Source organism: Streptomyces sp. NRRL S-646, assembly GCF_000720765.1.
Taxonomy (GTDB): Bacteria; Actinomycetota; Actinomycetes; order Streptomycetales; family Streptomycetaceae; genus Streptomyces.
Map to the genome: position 1 here is coordinate 40,193 of NZ_JODC01000006.1, position 16,363 is coordinate 56,555.

The 16,363-nt window shown below is 71.0% G+C and carries 14 protein-coding genes; 8 read left to right on the plus strand and 6 right to left on the minus strand.

Annotated elements, in window-relative coordinates:
* Positions 1-40: 40 nt before the first annotated feature.
* The 3 genes from IH68_RS0113730 to IH68_RS0113740 form a co-directional block, all read right to left on the minus strand.
* Complete coding sequence (locus tag IH68_RS0113730) at positions 41-1,306, minus strand: NAD(P)/FAD-dependent oxidoreductase (RefSeq protein ID WP_030933828.1); 1,266 nt, start codon at positions 1,304-1,306, stop codon at positions 41-43.
* Positions 1,307-1,471: 165 nt separating this feature from the next.
* Positions 1,472-2,725: a deoxyguanosinetriphosphate triphosphohydrolase gene (locus IH68_RS0113735; RefSeq protein WP_030933829.1), complete on the minus strand. Its 1,254-nt coding sequence runs from the start codon at positions 2,723-2,725 to the stop codon at positions 1,472-1,474.
* 157 nt (positions 2,726-2,882) lie between these two features.
* Positions 2,883-3,755, minus strand: a complete 873-nt coding sequence (locus tag IH68_RS0113740; protein ID WP_030933834.1) for a sirohydrochlorin chelatase — start codon at positions 3,753-3,755, stop codon at positions 2,883-2,885.
* 212 nt (positions 3,756-3,967) lie between these two features.
* Between IH68_RS0113740 and IH68_RS0113745 the strand changes: the two genes are divergently transcribed.
* Entirely contained in the window at positions 3,968-4,654 is a 687-nt protein-coding gene (locus tag IH68_RS0113745; RefSeq protein ID WP_030933837.1) for a SanA/YdcF family protein, read from the plus strand.
* Between the two features lie 102 nt (positions 4,655-4,756).
* Positions 4,757-6,898: a molybdopterin oxidoreductase family protein gene (locus tag IH68_RS0113750; protein ID WP_030933840.1), complete on the plus strand. Its 2,142-nt coding sequence runs from the start codon at positions 4,757-4,759 to the stop codon at positions 6,896-6,898.
* Here the strand turns inward: IH68_RS0113750 and IH68_RS0113755 are convergent.
* Positions 6,891-7,295 carry a gamma-glutamylcyclotransferase family protein gene (locus IH68_RS0113755; RefSeq protein ID WP_030933845.1) on the minus strand — a complete coding sequence of 135 codons (405 nt, stop codon included), beginning with the start codon at positions 7,293-7,295 and terminating at the stop codon, positions 6,891-6,893. The genes IH68_RS0113750 and IH68_RS0113755 overlap by 8 nt on opposite strands.
* Before the next feature lie 162 nt (positions 7,296-7,457).
* On the opposite strand from IH68_RS0113755, the gene IH68_RS0113760 reads away from it, so the two are divergent.
* On the plus strand, positions 7,458-9,110 hold the full coding sequence (locus IH68_RS0113760) for a M4 family metallopeptidase (protein ID WP_030933848.1): 1,653 nt from the start codon (positions 7,458-7,460) through the stop codon (positions 9,108-9,110).
* Positions 9,111-9,206: 96 nt separating this feature from the next.
* On the opposite strand, the gene IH68_RS0113765 is transcribed toward IH68_RS0113760, so the two are convergent.
* Positions 9,207-9,806, minus strand: a complete 600-nt coding sequence (locus tag IH68_RS0113765; protein WP_030933851.1) for an NADPH-dependent FMN reductase — start codon at positions 9,804-9,806, stop codon at positions 9,207-9,209.
* A gap of 302 nt (positions 9,807-10,108) precedes the next feature.
* Between IH68_RS0113765 and IH68_RS0113770 the strand changes: the two genes are divergently transcribed.
* Positions 10,109-10,636, plus strand: a complete 528-nt coding sequence (locus IH68_RS0113770; RefSeq protein ID WP_030933854.1) for a hypothetical protein — start codon at positions 10,109-10,111, stop codon at positions 10,634-10,636.
* 117 nt (positions 10,637-10,753) lie between these two features.
* On the plus strand, positions 10,754-11,377 hold the full coding sequence (locus IH68_RS0113775; RefSeq protein ID WP_030933857.1) for a class F sortase: 624 nt from the start codon (positions 10,754-10,756) through the stop codon (positions 11,375-11,377).
* On the opposite strand, the gene cpt is transcribed toward IH68_RS0113775, so the two are convergent.
* A complete protein-coding gene (gene cpt, locus IH68_RS0113780) occupies positions 11,361-11,894 on the minus strand; it encodes a chloramphenicol phosphotransferase CPT (RefSeq protein ID WP_030933860.1) in 534 nt (177 codons plus the stop codon). The two genes, IH68_RS0113775 and cpt, sit on opposite strands and share 17 nt — an antisense overlap.
* 269 nt (positions 11,895-12,163) lie before the next feature.
* Between cpt and IH68_RS0113785 the strand changes: the two genes are divergently transcribed.
* From IH68_RS0113785 to nirD, 3 genes are read left to right on the plus strand one after another with little or no spacing between them, the layout of a single operon-like run.
* Positions 12,164-13,390: an NAD(P)/FAD-dependent oxidoreductase gene (locus IH68_RS0113785; protein WP_030933863.1), complete on the plus strand. Its 1,227-nt coding sequence runs from the start codon at positions 12,164-12,166 to the stop codon at positions 13,388-13,390.
* A complete protein-coding gene (nirB, locus tag IH68_RS0113790) occupies positions 13,390-15,999 on the plus strand; it encodes a nitrite reductase large subunit NirB (RefSeq protein ID WP_030933866.1) in 2,610 nt (869 codons plus the stop codon). Before IH68_RS0113785 ends, nirB begins: the two co-directional genes overlap by 1 nt.
* Positions 15,996-16,346 carry a nitrite reductase small subunit NirD gene (gene nirD / locus IH68_RS0113795; RefSeq protein WP_030933870.1) on the plus strand — a complete coding sequence of 117 codons (351 nt, stop codon included), beginning with the start codon at positions 15,996-15,998 and terminating at the stop codon, positions 16,344-16,346. The genes nirB and nirD overlap by 4 nt, the downstream gene beginning before the upstream one ends.
* Positions 16,347-16,363 lie beyond the last annotated feature (17 nt).

Genomic DNA, 16,363 nt, shown 5'->3' on the forward strand with positions numbered 1-16,363 from the left:
GGCTGGTCGCACTCGCGAGACGACTGAACCAGGCAGATGACTAGGCGATCAGGCTCTCAAGAGCGACGTGCGGGTCCGCCAGGGCCTCCGTGTTCACCTGTGTCTTCGAGCGGATCAGTTTCTGGATGGGCTCTGTGACGTCCCACACGTTCACGTTCATCCCGGCCAGCACCCGGCCCTCCTTGATCCAGAAGGAGATGAACTGACGCTTGCCCGCGTCCCCTCGGATCACCACTTCGTCGTAGGAACCCGCGGGCGCCCACCCGCTGTACTCCATCCCCAAGTCGTACTGGTCGGAGAAGAAATAGGGCACACGGTCGTAGGTGACGTCCCGGCCGAGCATCGCGCGCGCCGCGGCCGGGCCGCCGTTGAGGGCATTGGCCCAGTGTTCGACACGGAGGTGGGTGCCGAAGAGGGCGTGCGGGAAGGACGCCACGTCGCCGGCCGCGTAGATGTCGGGGTCGGAGGTGCGCAGGCGCTCGTCGACCACGACGCCGGCGCCGTGTGCACGGTCGGCGATCCGAAGGCCTGCGGCTTCCGCGAGACCGATGCGGGGGGCCGCGCCGATCGCCGCGAGCACGTCGTGCGCGGGGTGCTCCTCGCCGTCGTCGGTACGGGCCGCAAGCACCATGCCGTCCTGGCCGACGATCTCCGTCAGCCGCGCGCCGAAGTGGAAGCGGACGCCGTGCTCGCGGTGCAGCTCGGCGAAGAGATTGCCGAGCTCGGGGCCGAGGACCGCGTGCAGCGGGGTCTGCGCGGGTTCGACGACGGTGACCTCGGCGCCGTACTCGCGGGCCGCCGCCGCGACCTCCAGACCGATCCAGCCGGCGCCGGCGATCACGATGTGCCCGTTGTCCCGGCCGAGGGAAGTCAGCACGTGCTTGAGCCGCTCGGCGTGCGCGAGGCGGCGCAGATGGTGGACGCCGGCCAGGTCGGTCCCCGGGATGTCGAGGCGGCGCGGTTCCGCGCCCGTCGCCAGCAGGAGCTTGTCGTAGCGGACGAGCGTGCCGTCCTCGCCGAAGCGGACCGTCTTCGCCTCGCGGTCGATGGCGTCGACGGTCTCGCCGAGGTGCAGCTCGATGTCGTTCTGCGCATACCAGGCCGGCTCGTGGACGAAGACGCTGTCGCGCTCCTCCTTGCCGAGCAGATAGCCCTTGGAGAGGGGAGGGCGCTCGTACGGGTGGTCGCGTTCGTCGCAGATCAGTATCACGCGGCCGGTGAAGCCCTCCGCTCGGAGCGTCTCGGCCGCTTTCGCGCCGGCGAGACCGCCTCCGACGATGACGAATGTCTGATCCGCGTCGACCACTTGATGCCTCCTACGGGGTCTGGGGGGTGTCTCCCCAGAGAACACAGCTTTACCGCCACATGCGAGCGTCCCGCACGGAGCGTGATGGGGGAAGAGGGAGTGGCCCGATCAGGCCACGGAGGGTCACATTCGGGCTCGTTCGGCGCCCCCGGCGTCCCGTCAGTCTCACAGATGCTCCGTCAGACGCGCGTGAAGCGAACGGGCCGATGCGTCGGTGAGGGAGGCGATCTGGTCGACGATCACCCGCTTGCGGGCGCGGTCGTCGCCTGCCTGGTCGAACAGGGCCCGGAACTGGGGGTCCAGGCCGTCCGGGGCGCGGGCGGTGAGCGCCTCGGCGAGCTCGGCGACCACGATCCGCTGGTCGGCTCTCAGCAGCTCCTGCTCGGCGCGCTGCATGACGTACCGGTCGGCGACGGCCTTGAGTACCGCGCATTCCAGCCGCGTCTCGTGCGGTACGACGAGTTCGGCGTCGTAGCGGGTGAGGCGGCCGGTGCCGTACGCCGCGCGCGTGGCGGTCTCGGCGGCGAGGCAGAAGCGGCCGATGAGCTGGCTGGTGGCGTCCTTGAGGCGGGCCTGGGCGACCGCGGAGCCGTCGTAGCCGTGCGGCCACCACTCCTGGTCCTGGAGGCGGTCCAGGGCGGCGGCGAGTTCGGCCGGGTCGGTGCCGGCAGGGACGTAGCGTCCGACGGCGACCGCGAAGACCGCCTGGCGTTCGGGCTCCGCGTGCAGGCAGTTGGGGTCGATGTGGCCGGCGTGCAGGCCGTCCTCGACGTCGTGCACCGAGTACGCCACGTCGTCGGACCAGTCCATGACCTGGGCCTCGAAGGTGGTGCGGGTGCCCGGGGCGTCCTTGCGGACCCAGTCGAAGACGGGGCGGTCGTCCTCGTAGACGCCGAACTTGGGGGAGGCCGGGTCGGTGGGGTGGGCGCCTCGGGGCCAGGGGTATTTGGTGGCGGCGTCCAGGGCGGCCCGGGTGAGGTTGAGGCCCACGGAGCCCTCCGGGGTGAAGCGTTTGGGCTCGATGCGGGTGAGGAGTCTCAGGGACTGTGCGTTGCCCTCGAAGCCGCCGCAGTCCTCGGCGAATTCGTTCAGGGCCTGTTCGCCGTTGTGGCCGAACGGGGGGTGGCCGAGGTCGTGGGAGAGGCAGGCTGCTTCCACGAGGTCGGGGTCGCAGCCGAGGGCTGCGCCCAGTTCGCGGCCGACCTGGGCGCACTCCAGGGAGTGGGTGAGGCGGGTTCTGGGACTGGCGTCCCATACTTGGCTGCGGGTTCCTGGGGTGACGACCTGGGTTTTGCCTGCCAGGCGGCGGAGTGCTGAGCTGTGCAGGATGCGGGCGCGGTCGCGTTGGAAGGCTGTGCGGCCGGGGCGTTTGTCGGGTTCGGGGGCCCAGCGTTCTGTTGACTGCGCGTCGTACGACATGACTCGACAGTAAGCGCAAGGACTGACAATTCGCGTAAGCGTCTGCCGGGTTCCGATGTTTTGCGGGTGTGGGTCCGTTGTGGCTGGTCGCGCCCCGCGGCGGAGCCGCAAATCGACACAGCCCCGCGCCCCTGGGGAAGCGCAGTCACCCGGCGGTTCAGGCCGACGCCAGTTCCGGCGCCGTGCTGATCGGTGTCGCGAGTGCCTGGTCGTAGCGGTGAAGGACGAGCTGTGCCATCGCAGGATGCGTGCCCAGCGGAGCCGAAGCGATCCACGGGGCCGCCTCCGCGGACTCCGTGGCGAAGCGGCCGGGGGCTGTGAAGTAGGAAGCCACCGCCACCCGGTGTCGACCCCTCGCCGCCAAAGCGCTGATCGCGTCCGGGACCGTGGGGGCGGCGGTGGTGGCGTAGGCCGGGACCACCGGGACGCCCAGGCGCTGCGCCAGCAGTTCGGCCGTGCGGTTGGTGTCGATCTTCGACTCCGGGTCGCGGGAGCCTGCCGCGGCGAGGACGACGGCGCTGGTGCGGCGGGTGGCCTCGTCCATGCGGGTCCGCCAGCCGGCCTCGACGAGGCGGGCGTGCAGGGCCTCCACCAGGAGGGGGTGGGGGCCGAGAGCGCCGGCCACGCGCGCGCGTACCTGCGACTCGGCGGCCATCTCGGGGATGTCCCGCTTGATGTGGTAGCCGCGGCCGAGGAGAAGAGGGACGAGGACGGCCTCCTGAGTACCGAGGCCGGCCAGCGTGTCCGGGAGCAGCGGGTCGTTCAGCTCGATGTGGCCCAGGTGGACCGGCAGGCCCGGGCGCTGCTCGCGGACGCGGTCCAGGAGCGTACGGACGGTGCTCAGGGCGCGCGGGTCGCGGCTGCCGTGCGCGACGACGACGAGCGCGGGAGGGCCGGGGCGCCGTCTGCCGTTCAGGGAGACGAGGCTGAGCTGGCTGGCGAGCTGGCTGCTGATCCGGTTCATGAGGTGCGCCGTACTGTCGAGGTGGGCGGTCAAGGACTCGTCGCGAGGAGGGTTCGACGGCGTCATGGACCGATGGTGGCGGCGGGAGGTTGCCGTCCCATTGCACAGGAATGACGGGTGTTTTCCGGCGGTTCACGGCGGGGTGCAGGGGGTGTGTGAGGCGGCGTGACCTGCGGCTTCGTCGCCCGGAGTGAGACTGGTCACGTATTGTCGGTGAACCGGGAGGCCTGACATCGCGTCCCTGAATGTCGAAAGCCGACCTGGGAGGGGACCGTCCGATGCGCCGACGCAAGCTGCGCAGACCGCGCCTGCCGCGCACGCGTGCCGGGCAGCGGAGGCTGGTGCAGGCCGTGATGGCCGGGTGTGTGCTGGCGCTGCTGCCGGTGACCTGGTTGTACGTCACGACGGGCGACCGGCTGCGTACGACCGCCGACGCACCCCGCACCGAGGTCGCCGTCGTCTTCGGTGCAGGCCTGTGGAACGGCGAGCCCTCCCCGTACCTCGCGAACCGTCTGAAAGCGGCCGCCGAGCTGTACCGCGAGGGCCGTGTCCAGGTCGTCCTCGTCACCGGCGACAACAGCCGCAAGGACTACGACGAGCCCGACGCCATGCGCACGTATCTGAAGAAGCACGGCGTCCCGGACGGGCGGATCGTCAGCGACTACGCGGGCTTCGACACCTGGGACTCCTGCGTCCGCGCCAAGAAGATCTTCGGCGTCGACAGGGCCGTGCTCATCAGCCAGGGCTTCCACGTCCGGCGCGCGGTCGCCCTGTGCGAGGCGGCGGGTGTCGACTCGTACGGCATCGGGGTCGACGCCAAGCACGACGTGACCTGGTACTACGGGGGTACCCGCGAGATCTTCGCGGCCGGCAAGGCGGCCCTGGATGCCGTGTTCCACCCGGACCCGCGGTTCCTCGGGCCGAAGGAAACGGGGGTCACGAAGGCGCTGGCCGACGCCCGGTGAAGGGCGCCTCACCGCCACCCCCGCCCGGCCGGGAGGTCGCCGTGCCGCCCGCGTAACAAGGAGCCGTCCCGCACGTAACACAGCCGAAGCACGCTGAGTGGCATGCAGATCTCCGCCACGCCCACGCACTGCCCGTACTGCGCCCTGCAGTGCGGGATGAACCTGACGCCCGCGCCGGACGGCACGGTCGAGGTGAGCGAGCGCGCGGACTTCCCGGTGAACCGGGGTGCGCTGTGCGGCAAGGGCCGTACGGCGCCCGCCGTACTCTCGTCCCGGGTGCGTCTGACCTCCCCGTTGGTGCGCTCCGAGGGCGTTCTGGTGCCCGCCACCTGGGACGAGGCACTGGAACGGATCGCCGGGGGACTGCGCCGGACGCGTACGGAACATGGCCCGGACGCGGTCGGCGTCTTCGGCGGCGGCGGCCTGACGAACGAGAAGGCGTACACGCTCGGCAAGTTCGCGCGGGTGGTGCTCGGCACCTCGCAGATCGACTACAACGGGCGGTTCTGCATGTCGTCGGCCGCGGCGGCCGGCACCAAGGCGTTCGGCCTGGACCGGGGGCTGCCCTTCCCGCTGGAGGACATCCCGAAGACGGGCTGCGTGATCCTGGTCGGGTCGAACCTCGCGGATACCATGCCGCCCTCGCTGCGGTTCTTCAACGAGCTGAAGGAGAACGGCGGCACACTGATCGTCGTCGACCCGCGCCGCACGAAGACCGCCGAGCAGGCCGACCTGCATCTGGCACCGAGGCCCGGTACGGATCTCGCGCTGGCGCTCGGTCTGCTGCACCTGGTGGTGGCCGAGGGGCGGGTCGACGAGGCGTACGTCCAGGAGCGCACGACCGGCTGGGAGGACGCCCGGGCGGCGGCGATGGCGCACTGGCCGGAGTACGTGGAACGGATCACAGGGGTGTCCGTTCCCCAACTGCGGGAAACTGTGCGGCTGTTCTGCGAGCCGGAGAACGCGATGGTGCTGACCGCGCGCGGCCCCGAGCAGCAGTCCAAGGGCACGGACACGGTCGGCGCGTGGATCAACCTGTGCCTGGCGACCGGCCGTGCGGGCCGCCCGCTGTCCGGGTACGGCTGTCTGACCGGGCAGGGCAACGGACAGGGCGGGCGCGAACACGGCCAGAAGGCCGACCAGCTGCCCGGCTACCGCAAGCTGGACGACCCTGCGGCGCGGCGGCATGTTGCCGAGGTGTGGGGCGTGGACCCGGACTCGCTTCCCGGGCCCGGGCGCAGTGCGTACGAACTGCTGGACGCGCTGGGTACGGACATCAGGTCCCTGCTGCTGATGGGGTCCAACCCGGTCGTGTCGGCGCCGCGTGCCGCGCACATCGAGGAACGCATCAAGTCGCTCGACTTCCTGGCCGTCTGCGATGTCGTGCTGTCGGAGACGGCGGCACTGGCGGACGTCGTGCTGCCCGTCACCCAGTGGGCGGAGGAGACCGGTACGACGACCAGCCTGGAGGGCAGGGTGCTGCTGCGGCGGCGCGCGATCACTGCTCCCGACGGTGTCCGCAGCGACCTGGAGGTCATGCACGAACTGGCCGACCGGCTCGGCGTGGAGAAGGGCTTCCCGACCGACGCGGAGGAGGTCTTCGAGGAGCTGCGGCGGGCCAGCGCGGGCGGGCCGGCCGACTACTCGGGGATCACCTACCGCAGGCTGGCGGACGAGAACGGCGTGTTCTGGCCGTGTCCGGCGGACGTGCAGGACGGCGAGGACGCCTCGTCGGCCGCATCCGGCGAGGACACCGCAGCCCAGGGCGTCCCCGCGGGCGCCCACCCCGGCACCCCCCGCCTGTTCCTCGACCGTTTCGCCACCCCGGACGGCCGGGCCCGCTTCGTCCCCGTCTCGCACCGGGCGTCCGCCGAGGAACCGGACGACGAGTACCCGGTGCTGCTGACCACCGGCCGGGTCGTCGCCCAGTACCAGTCCGGCGCCCAGACCCGCCGCGTGGACGAGCTGAACGCCGCGGCGCCGGGGCCGTTCGTGGAGCTGCACCCGCGGCTGGCGGCGCGGCTCGGGGCGGCGGAGGGCGACCCGGTGGCGGTGGTGTCCCGCCGGGGACGGGCCGTCGCACCGGCCCGCATCACCACCTCGATCCGCCCGGACACGGTCTTCATGCCCTTCCACTGGCCGGGCGAGGGCCGCGCCAACACCCTCACCAACCCTGCCCTCGACCCGACTTCTCGCATGCCGGAGTTCAAGGCGTGCGCGGTGCGGCTGGAGATGCTCACCTGATCCGCCAGTCCCCGCTCTCGATCAGCTTCCCGCGGGCACGCAGGCGTGCGGCGACGGCAGGAGCGGCCACATACACCCAGGCGCGTACGGTCGCGCCGTCACCGCTCACTCGCCGCTCGACGCGCTCGTAGAGGCTGCGCGGATCACCCGGGGCGTATTCCTCCAGCCGGTCGAGGGCGACGAGCAACTCCTCGTACTCCTGCGGCAGTGCGGTCACAAGCTCCCCGTACACCACCCCGCCCGGATCGTCGACGGCGTAGGGATAGCCGGGCCCGTCGTACAGCACCGCGCCGTTCAGCCGCGCCGGCTCCTCAGCCTCTGTGCGACCGCGCAGGAACAGGTCGTGGTTGACCTCGCCGGGGAGGAGGGTGCCGTAGACGAAGAACGGGAGTCTCACAAAAACGATTCTCTCTCCACACACACCCCCTCCCATACCTCCCAGTACGCGCTATGGACCGCGCCGTGTCATGGCCCCTTAAATCGTGGTCGACACCTGCGCCTCCCCCACACGCCCTTGGCGCGCCCCCACGCGCCCATTGGCGCCTTCTCGAGGAGATCGATGAGCCGAATACGTATCGACGTCCGAGGTTCCCGTCGTCTCGCCGCTCTCGGCGTGGCCGCCACCACCGCCAGTCTGCTGGCCGCGGCTCTCTCCCCCGCCGCCGTGGCCGACGAACAACCGACCAGGGCGGGCGCGATCGCGAACGCGGCGTCGGCGCTCCTGGCCCACGCCGCGAGCCTCGGGCTCACCTCGGACGAGGGCACGAAGGTGCGGGACGTGATCGTCGACAAGGACGGCACGCAGCATGTGCGCTACGACCGGACGTACCGTCAACTCCCGGTGCTCGGCGGCGACTTCGTGGTTCATCTGGCCTCGGACGGGACGTACCGCAGCGCGAACCGGGCGACCCGGAGCAAGATATCCCTCGCTTCGATCGTCCCCTCCATATCGGCCCCGAAGGCCGCCGACCTCGCGGCGAACGCCCTGCGCGCGGTCAATCTCGGCGAGACGCTGAGGAAGCTGACGGCCAGGCCGGAGCTGGTCGTCGACGCCCTGCACGGAACGCCGAAGCTGGCGTGGCGGACTCAGGTGGCGGCGAAGGACTCCCTGGGCAACCCGGTCTCCCGCACCGTCCTCACGGACGCCCGCACCGGCCGTCAGATCGACGCCTGGGACGACATCGAGACGGCGACGGGCGACGGCAGGTCGCTGTACAGCGGGACGGTGCCGCTGGAGACGACGCTGTCGGGATCGACCTACCAGCTCAAGGACGCGACGCGCGGCGGCACGTACACGGGTGACGCGTCGAACCAGACGGACCTGTGCTTCCTGACCAGCATCTGCGTCAGCCGCGCCCCGTCGACCGTATTCACGGACACGGACAACCACTGGGGGACGGGGACGGACGCCGACCGCGCCTCCGCCGCCGTGGACGCCCAGTACGGCACCAACACGACCTGGGACTTCTACAAGAACTCCTTCGGCCGCAACGGCATCGCGAACGACGGCAAGGGCTCGTACAACCGCGTCCACTACGGCAACAAGTACAACAACGCCTTCTGGGACGACAGTTGTTTCTGCATGACGTACGGCGACGGTGACGGAACGAGCCTCGGCCCGCTCGTCGGCCTGGACGTGGCCGGCCACGAGATGACGCACGGCGTCACCTTCAAGACCGCGGCCCTGACGTACTCGGGCGAGTCCGGCGGCCTCAACGAGGCGACGTCCGACATCCTCGGCACGCTGGTGGAGTGGTACGCCAACAACCCGTCGGACCCCGGGGACTACCTGATCGGCGAGAAGATCGTCCGGCCGGGATTCGGCCAGGCCGCCCTGCGCTACATGGACAAGCCCTCCAAGGACGGCAAGTCGGCCGACTACTGGAGCTCGTCGGTGGGCAATCTCGACGTCCACTACTCCTCGGGCGTGGCCAACCACTTCGCCTACCTCCTGGCGGAGGGCAGCGGCGCGAGGACCATCAACGGCGTCAGCTACAACTCCCCGACGTCCAACGGGAAAACGGTGACGGGGATCGGGAGGGAGAAGCTCGGCCAGATCTGGTACCGGGCGCTGACGGTCTACATGACGTCCTCGACGAACTACGCCGGGGCGCGTACGGCGACCTTGAACGCGGCGAAGGATCTGTACGGGGCGGGAAGTACGGAGTACAACGCGGTGGCGGCGGCCTGGAGTGCCGTCAACGTGAACTGACGGTGAGGGTGTGCGCACGGGCGGCCGCCCCGGTCATCGGATCGGGGCGGCCGCCCGGCGTGTGTGCCTGGGGCAGCCGGGCCGCCCCAGGCACGCCTATCGCCCGTACGGCCGCTTCTCCCGCGCCTCCCGCAACCCCCTCCCCCACCACACCAACTGATCCAGCATCACCTTCGCCGCCGCCTCCGGGCCCGACGGATCCTTGAGGCGTCCCTCGTCGAAGGACGCGCCCGCGTTGTGGAAGGACACCGTGTCGCGGAGTGTGACCGCGTGGAGTTCGGCGAAGACCTGGCGGAGGTGTTCGACCGCGCGCAGGCCGCCCGAGACGCCGCCGTAGGAGGCGAGCGCGACGGGCTTGGCCTGCCATTCGGTGAAGTGCCAGTCGATGAGGTTCTTGAGGCCGGCCGGGTAGGAGTGGTTGTACTCGGGGGTGAGGACGACGAAGGCGTCCGCGGCCGCGAGTTTCGGGGTGACCGAGGAGCGTGCCGCCATCGCCTCCGAGGTCGGGGCGAAGGTCGTGGGCAGGTCCGCGTCGGCCACGTCGACGACCTCGGGGAGCAGGTCGTCGCGGTCGCGCATACGGTCCAGGAGCCAGTCGGCCACGACGGGGCCGAAGCGGCCGTGGCGATTGCTGCCGACGACGAGGGTCACGGCGAGAGGGGCTTCCACTTCGAGGGGCGCATCTGTGATCTGCATGCGCCCCAGCCTCGTACCTCAACCTTTCTTGAGGTCAAGAACAGCCTTCCTTGAGGCCGCGTGCGCGCCCCGGCCACCGGGGTCACCCGTTCACACGCGCGCCCTGCACCCATCGGGTGCTGTTCCGCCACGCCTCCGCCATACGCCGGTGACCTGCTGAAAGTCCGCCCGAGCGACCGTACCGCGCAGGGATCTGACACCCATTCACCGCATTTCTGACAGATCTTCAGGAAGCGGGCTCGCGCAGCTGCCACTTACCTCGGAAGGGCAGGGGACACCGAAGAGAGCTCGGAGGAGCATCGATGCGACGTACCGCCCGTCTGCTGACCGGTACCGCCCTCGCCGTCGCAGCCGCGGGCTTCGTGACCGCGCCCGCGTATGCCGATGACGACGACGGCGGCGGCGGCCTGGAGGTCTTCCCCTCCCAGGCCGTCCCGGGCACCCAGATCACCGTGAACACCGCGGAGTGCGGCGCGGAGGGTACGGCGGCGGGCGACGCCGGAGCGGTGGGGGCCGGTGTCTTCACCCTGGCGCCGAGTACCCACGACGGTGAGGCGGTGGGGCAGTTCCGGGTACCGCCGAGCGCGCAGCCGGGGACGTACGAGATCGTCGCGAAGTGCGCCGAGGGCGACCACCAGGTCACGGGCGACCTGGTGGTGACCCTGACCGCGCCCCGCGGGCAGGAGCCCCGGGGAAGTGTGAAGACGGGGGTCGGCGGCGCCCTGGGCCCCGATCCCGTGCAGACCGCGGCCGGCGTGACGGCTCTCGCCGTCGCCGCCGCGGGCGGTACCTGGCTCCTGCATCGCCGGGCGAGAGGCGACGGGATCTGACGGGCACCCTCCGCTGTCCGTCCGCCGGTACCGCATGTCCCTCCCCCTCCGGGTCCGACGCCCCTCGCGGCTCGGAGGGGGCCGGGTACGACCGCTCGAGTCAGGTAGGAGGCTCGCGTGCGCAGAGTCAGCAACGGCGCGATAGGGACCGTCACCGTGGTCGCGCTGTGTTCCGGCGCGTGGCTGCTCGGTGGCGGCGCCGGGATGCACGCCCCGCCGCAGCCGTCCGCCGCGCAGGCGGCCCGCACCGGCCAGGGCGGCGAACCGCGTGGCGCGCCCGCGCTGCCGCCCTCCCCGCCGGACCGCATCCGCATCCCGTCGATCCATGTGGACGCCCCTCTCATGGGCCTCGCGCTCACCCCGTCCGGCAGCCTCGACGTGCCGCCCGCCGCGAAGAGGAACCTCGCGGGCTGGTACGAGGCAGGCACCACCCCCGGGGAGAAGGGGACCGCCGTCGTCGCGGGCCATGTCGACAACGCCGACGGTCCCGCCGTCTTCTACGACCTCGGTGCCCTGAAGAAGGGCAGCCGCATCGAGGTGGACCGGCGCGACGGCAGCACGGCGCTCTTCACGGTGGACGCGGTCGAGGTGTACGACGCCGAGCACTTCCCCGACGAGAAGGTGTACGGCGCGGCGGACCGGCCCGAGCTGCGGGTGATCACCTGCGGCGGGGGGTATTCGCGGTCGACCGGCTATGAGGGGAACGTGGTCGTGTTCGCGCACCTCACCGCGAGCCGCTGAGCACCGCCGCCGCGACGGTCCGCGCACACTCCAGCGACTCCGTGCGCGTGGTGTCCACCTCGACGTCGTACTCCATGTCCCGGTGGACCAGCTCCGCCTGCTGCTCGGCCATTCCCCGCACCCGGTCCCCCCGTGCGATCTCCCGGCCCGCGGCGACCGCGGCCTCGCAGCGCACGCCGACCCACAGGACGTCCAGGCCGGCCAGGACCTTCCGCCAGCCCTCCTGGGACTCCGCGCCGCCGAGGAAGACGTCGTCGATGATGACCGGGGCGCCCGCACGCACGGTCGCCGCGACGCCCTCCCGCCAGGCGTCCTGCAGCGTCCGGAACTCCGGCCCCACGGTCACCCCGCCGTCCGGCGAGACGAGCGCGGCCTGCATCGACGCGGGCAGCGATTCGACGAACGTGTCGATCGCGAAGACCAGCCACGGTTCCGGCAGCACGGCCTGCAGACACCGCACGATCCCGGACTTGCCGGAGCTGGAGCCGCCGTTGAGCACGATCACCTGGGTCGCCATCGGATCACCGTAAAGGAACCTGGCAACCGGTCCCCACTTCTTTTCAGGCCCGCACCACCGCCGGAAACGCCCGTCGTAGACGATGCCGCCTGCATGGAACCCGGCGCCGGTCAGCCGTATCGTGACCGGCGCCACCCCTGCCTCACACCACACCCCCGCCGTGCACTCCGAACCCTCACACCCTCGGCGAGGCCCTGCTGAGGGCAGCGTTCCTCGCGGGAAACAGATGTGATGCTGCCGGGTAACACCGGCATCGCACGCTCCTAGGCATGACCTCGAATACGCGTGTGGTGGTGATCGGCGCCGGCCTCGCGGGCGTCCGTCTCGCCCGGCGGCTCGGTGAGCTCGGCACGCCCGTGACACTGATCGGCGAGGAGGAGCACCGCCCGTACAACAGGGTGCTTCTCGCCGAAGTGCTGGCCGGACGGTACAGCCCCGAGGTGATCGCGCTGCCCGCGCCCGCGGAGCTGACCCGCACCCAGGTCACCGGCATCGACCGCGACGAGCGGACCGTCGAGTGCGCGGACGGCTCGAAGATCGCATACGACACGCTGGTCCTCGCCACCGGCTCGAACCCGGTGCTCCCGCCCCTGCGCGGGCTTTTCACCTCGGACCACGTGCTGCCCGAGGGCGTGCACGCGTTCCGGACCATGGACGACTGCCTGGGGCTGTCGAAGGCCGTACGGCCGGGCGTGAAGGCGGTCGTCATCGGCGGTGGGCTCCTCGGGGTCTCCGCGGCCCGCGCGCTCGCCCGGCGCGGCGCCCAGGTCGTCCTCGCCCAGCAGGGCGAGCGGCTCATGGAGCGCCAGCTCGACCCGAGCGCCTCGAAGCTCGTGCAGCGGCACCTCAAGGACCTCGGCGTCGAGATCCACACCGAGTGCCGGGTGCGCGACGTGCGCTGCGTGGGCGGCGCGGTCCGCTCGGTCGAGATGCACGACGGGTACGCCCTCGACGCGGACCTGGTGGTGCTGGCCTGCGGGGTGCACCCCCGTGTGGGCCTCGCCCAGATCGCCGGTCTCGACGTGCGCAAGGGCATCGTCGTCGACGACGAGCTCCGCACCTCCGACCCGAACATCCGGGCCATCGGCGACTGCGTCCAGCACAACGGCGAGGTGTACGGTCTCGCCACCCCGGCGCTCGAACAGGCGGAAGTCCTGGCTGAGTTGCTGTCCGGCCGCACGACCGCCCGCTACACCGGCACCCGTGCGCTGACCCGGCTCACGCTCGCCGGGCACGACGCTCCCCTGGGGAGTTTCGACCTCGCCGCGTTCGGCGAGACGGAGGCCCGGCCCGGCGACGACGTCGTCCAGCTGGCCGACGCCACCCGTGGCACCTACCGCAAGGTCGTCGTCCGCGACGACCGCCTGGTCGGCGGGGTCCTCGTCGGCGAACTCGGCACCGTCGGCGCACTCGCCCGCGCCTGGGAGGGGGCAGAGCCGCTCCCCGCCGACGGTGCCCCGCTGCTCCACCTGCTCACCAACGATGGAGGCTCCTGATGTCCACCGGCACCCCCACGATCGTGCTCGTCGGCCATGGCATGGTCGGCCAGCGCTTCCTCGAAGCGCTCGCCGCGCGCGGCCTGACCGCCACGCACCGCGTGGTCGTGCTGTGCGAGGAGCCGCGTCCCGCGTATGACCGGGTGGCGCTCACCTCGTACTTCTCGGGCAAGACACCCGAGGAGCTCTCCATGACCGACATGGAGTTCATCAACGACCACGGCATCGAGCTGTACGTCGGCGACCCGGCCGAGACCGTGGACCGCGAGGCGAAGAAGGTGACCGCGAAGTCCGGTCAGGTCTTCGAGTACGACACCCTCGTCCTGGCCACCGGCTCCTTCCCCTTCGTGCCGCCGGTCCCGAACAAGGACGCCGAGGGCTGCTTCGTCTACCGCACGATCGAGGACCTTCTCGCGATCGAGGAGTACGCGAAGACGAAGGCGACGACCGGTGCGGTGGTCGGCGGCGGTCTGCTCGGACTTGAGGCCGCGGGTGCGCTGAAGGGCCTCGGACTCACCTCCCACATCGTGGAGTTCGCGCCGCGTCTGATGCCCGTCCAGGTCGACGAGGGCGGCGGCGCGGCCCTGCTGCGCACCATCGAGGAGATGGGCCTGACCGTCCACACGGGCGTCGGCACCCAGGAGATCGTCGTCGGCGAGGACGGTGCCGTCACCGGCATGAAGCTCTCCGACGGCTCCGAACTCGCCACCGACCTGGTGGTGTTCAGCGCCGGTGTCCGCCCCCGAGACCAGCTGGCACGCGACTGCGGCCTCACCGTCGGCGAGCGCGGCGGCATCACCGTCGACGAGCAGTGCCGCACCGTGTCCGACCCGCACGTCTTCGCGATCGGCGAGTGCGCGCTGGCCTCCGACGGCCGGGTGTACGGCCTGGTCGCCCCCGGTTACGAGCAGGCCGAGACGGCCGCCGCGACGATCGCCGAGGACGAGGCGGAGTTCACCGGCGCCGACCTCTCCACCAAGCTGAAGCTGCTCGGCGTGGACGTGGCGTCCTTCGGCGACGCGCACGGCGCCACCGAGGACTGCCTGGACGTCGTCTACTCCGACTCCCGCGCGGGCCTGTACAAGAAGCTGGTCATCGGCCGCGACGGCACGCTGCTCGGCGGCATCCTGGTCGGCGACGCGGAGGCGTACGGCACGCTGAAGGCGTTCACCGGCTCGGTCCCGCCGGTCTCGCCCGAGTCCCTGGTGCTGCCCGCCGGTGCCGGGGAGTCCGTCCAGCTCGGCCCGACCGCGCTGCCGGACGACGCGATCATCTGCTCCTGCAACAACGTCCGCAAGGGCACGATCCGCGGCGCGGTCACCGAGCACAACTGCACCACCGTGCCCGAGGTGAAGAAGTGCACCAAGGCCGGTACGACGTGCGGCAGCTGCGTCAAGGTGCTGGGCCAGCTGGTCACGGCCGAGCTGGAGGCGTCCGGCGTCGAGGTCGACAAGGGCCTGTGCGGCTGCTTCTCGCAGACCCGCGAGGAGCTCTACGAGATCGTTCTCGCCCTGCGCATCAACACCTACCAGGACCTGCTGGACCGCTACGGCCGCGACGGGGCCAAGGGCGGCGACGGCTGCGAGATCTGCAAGCCGGCGGTCGCCTCGATCATCGCCTCCCTCGCCCCGACGATCGGCGCGAGCGGCTACGTCCTCGACGGCGAGCAGGCCTCCCTGCAGGACAGCAACGACCACTTCCTCGCCAACCTGCAGAAGAACGGCTCGTACTCGGTCGTACCGCGGATCCCCGGTGGTGAGATCACCCCTGAGGGCCTCATCGTGATCGGCGAGATCGCCCGCGACTTCGGCCTCTACACGAAGATCACCGGTGGCCAGCGGATCGACATGTTCGGCGCCCGGGTCGAGCAACTCCCGCTGATCTGGATGCGGTTGGTGGACGCGGGCTTCGAGTCCGGCCACGCCTACGGAAAGGCCCTGCGCACCGTCAAGTCCTGCGTGGGCCAGACCTGGTGCCGCTACGGCGTCCAGGACTCCGTACGCATGGCGATCGACCTGGAGCTGCGCTACCGGGGCCTGCGGTCGCCGCACAAGCTCAAGTCGGCGGTCTCCGGGTGCGCCCGCGAGTGCGCCGAGGCCCAGTCGAAGGACTTCGGTGTGATCGCCACCGCGGGCGGCTGGAACCTGTACGTCGGCGGCAACGGGGGCGCGACTCCGCGCCACGCGGACCTGCTCGCGCAGGACCTCTCCGACGCCGAACTGGTCCGCCTGATCGACCGGTTCCTGATGTTCTACATCCGCACCGCCGACCGCCTGGAGCGCACCTCGACCTGGCTGGAGCGCATCCCGGGCGGCCTGGACCACGTGCGCGAGGTCGTCGTGGAGGACTCCCTCGGCATCTGCGAGGAGCTGGAGTCCCTGATGGCGGACCACGTGGCGAACTACGCCGACGAGTGGGCGACCACCATCAACAACCCGGAGAAGCTCGCCCGGTTCGTGTCCTTCGTGAACGCGCCGGACACCCCCGACCCGGTCGTCGGCTTCGTCCCGGAACGCGACCAGATCAAGCCCGACCTGCCGCTGCTGTCCATCGGCATGCGAACCAGCGAGAACACTGCAGACCTCCTGGAAGGAAGCGCCCAGCGATGACCCTGGCACCCGAGACCACCGACCTGAAGGTCGAACTGCAGCTGGAGAACGACTGGTTCGCGGTCTGCGAGCTGAACCAGCTGGTCCCCGGCCGCGGAGTGGCCGCGCTCCTGCCCGACGGCCGTCAGGCCGCCCTGTTCCGAGACCGCAACGGCGAGCTGTACGCCATCGACAACCGCGACCCCTTCGGCGGTGCAGCGGTCCTCTCCCGCGGCCTGACCGGTACCCACCAGGGCCGCCCGTTCGTCGCCTCGCCCCTGCTGAAGCAGCGGTTCGACCTGCTGTCCGGGCAGTGCCTGGACGACGAGTCGGTGCGGATCGCGACCTACGAGGTGCGGGCGGCGTAGGCTCCCACTCCGGGATT

Bases quoted from the DNA above. Each gene is read 5' to 3' on its own strand.
- nirD (WP_030933870.1), top strand. From the start codon at position 15,996: ATGACCCTGGCACCCGAGACCACCGACCTGAAGGTCGAACTGCAGCTG.
- IH68_RS0113770 (WP_030933854.1), top strand. From the start codon at position 10,109: ATGCGACGTACCGCCCGTCTGCTGACCGGTACCGCCCTCGCCGTCGCA.
- IH68_RS0113745 (WP_030933837.1), top strand. From the start codon at position 3,968: ATGCGCCGACGCAAGCTGCGCAGACCGCGCCTGCCGCGCACGCGTGCC.
- IH68_RS0113735 (WP_030933829.1), bottom strand. From the start codon at position 2,725: ATGTCGTACGACGCGCAGTCAACAGAACGCTGGGCCCCCGAACCCGAC.
- IH68_RS0113765 (WP_030933851.1), bottom strand. From the start codon at position 9,806: ATGCAGATCACAGATGCGCCCCTCGAAGTGGAAGCCCCTCTCGCCGTG.
- IH68_RS0113740 (WP_030933834.1), bottom strand. From the start codon at position 3,755: ATGACGCCGTCGAACCCTCCTCGCGACGAGTCCTTGACCGCCCACCTC.
- IH68_RS0113785 (WP_030933863.1), top strand. From the start codon at position 12,164: ATGACCTCGAATACGCGTGTGGTGGTGATCGGCGCCGGCCTCGCGGGC.
- IH68_RS0113750 (WP_030933840.1), top strand. From the start codon at position 4,757: ATGCAGATCTCCGCCACGCCCACGCACTGCCCGTACTGCGCCCTGCAG.
- cpt (WP_030933860.1), bottom strand. From the start codon at position 11,894: ATGGCGACCCAGGTGATCGTGCTCAACGGCGGCTCCAGCTCCGGCAAG.
- nirB (WP_030933866.1), top strand. From the start codon at position 13,390: ATGTCCACCGGCACCCCCACGATCGTGCTCGTCGGCCATGGCATGGTC.
- IH68_RS0113760 (WP_030933848.1), top strand. From the start codon at position 7,458: ATGAGCCGAATACGTATCGACGTCCGAGGTTCCCGTCGTCTCGCCGCT.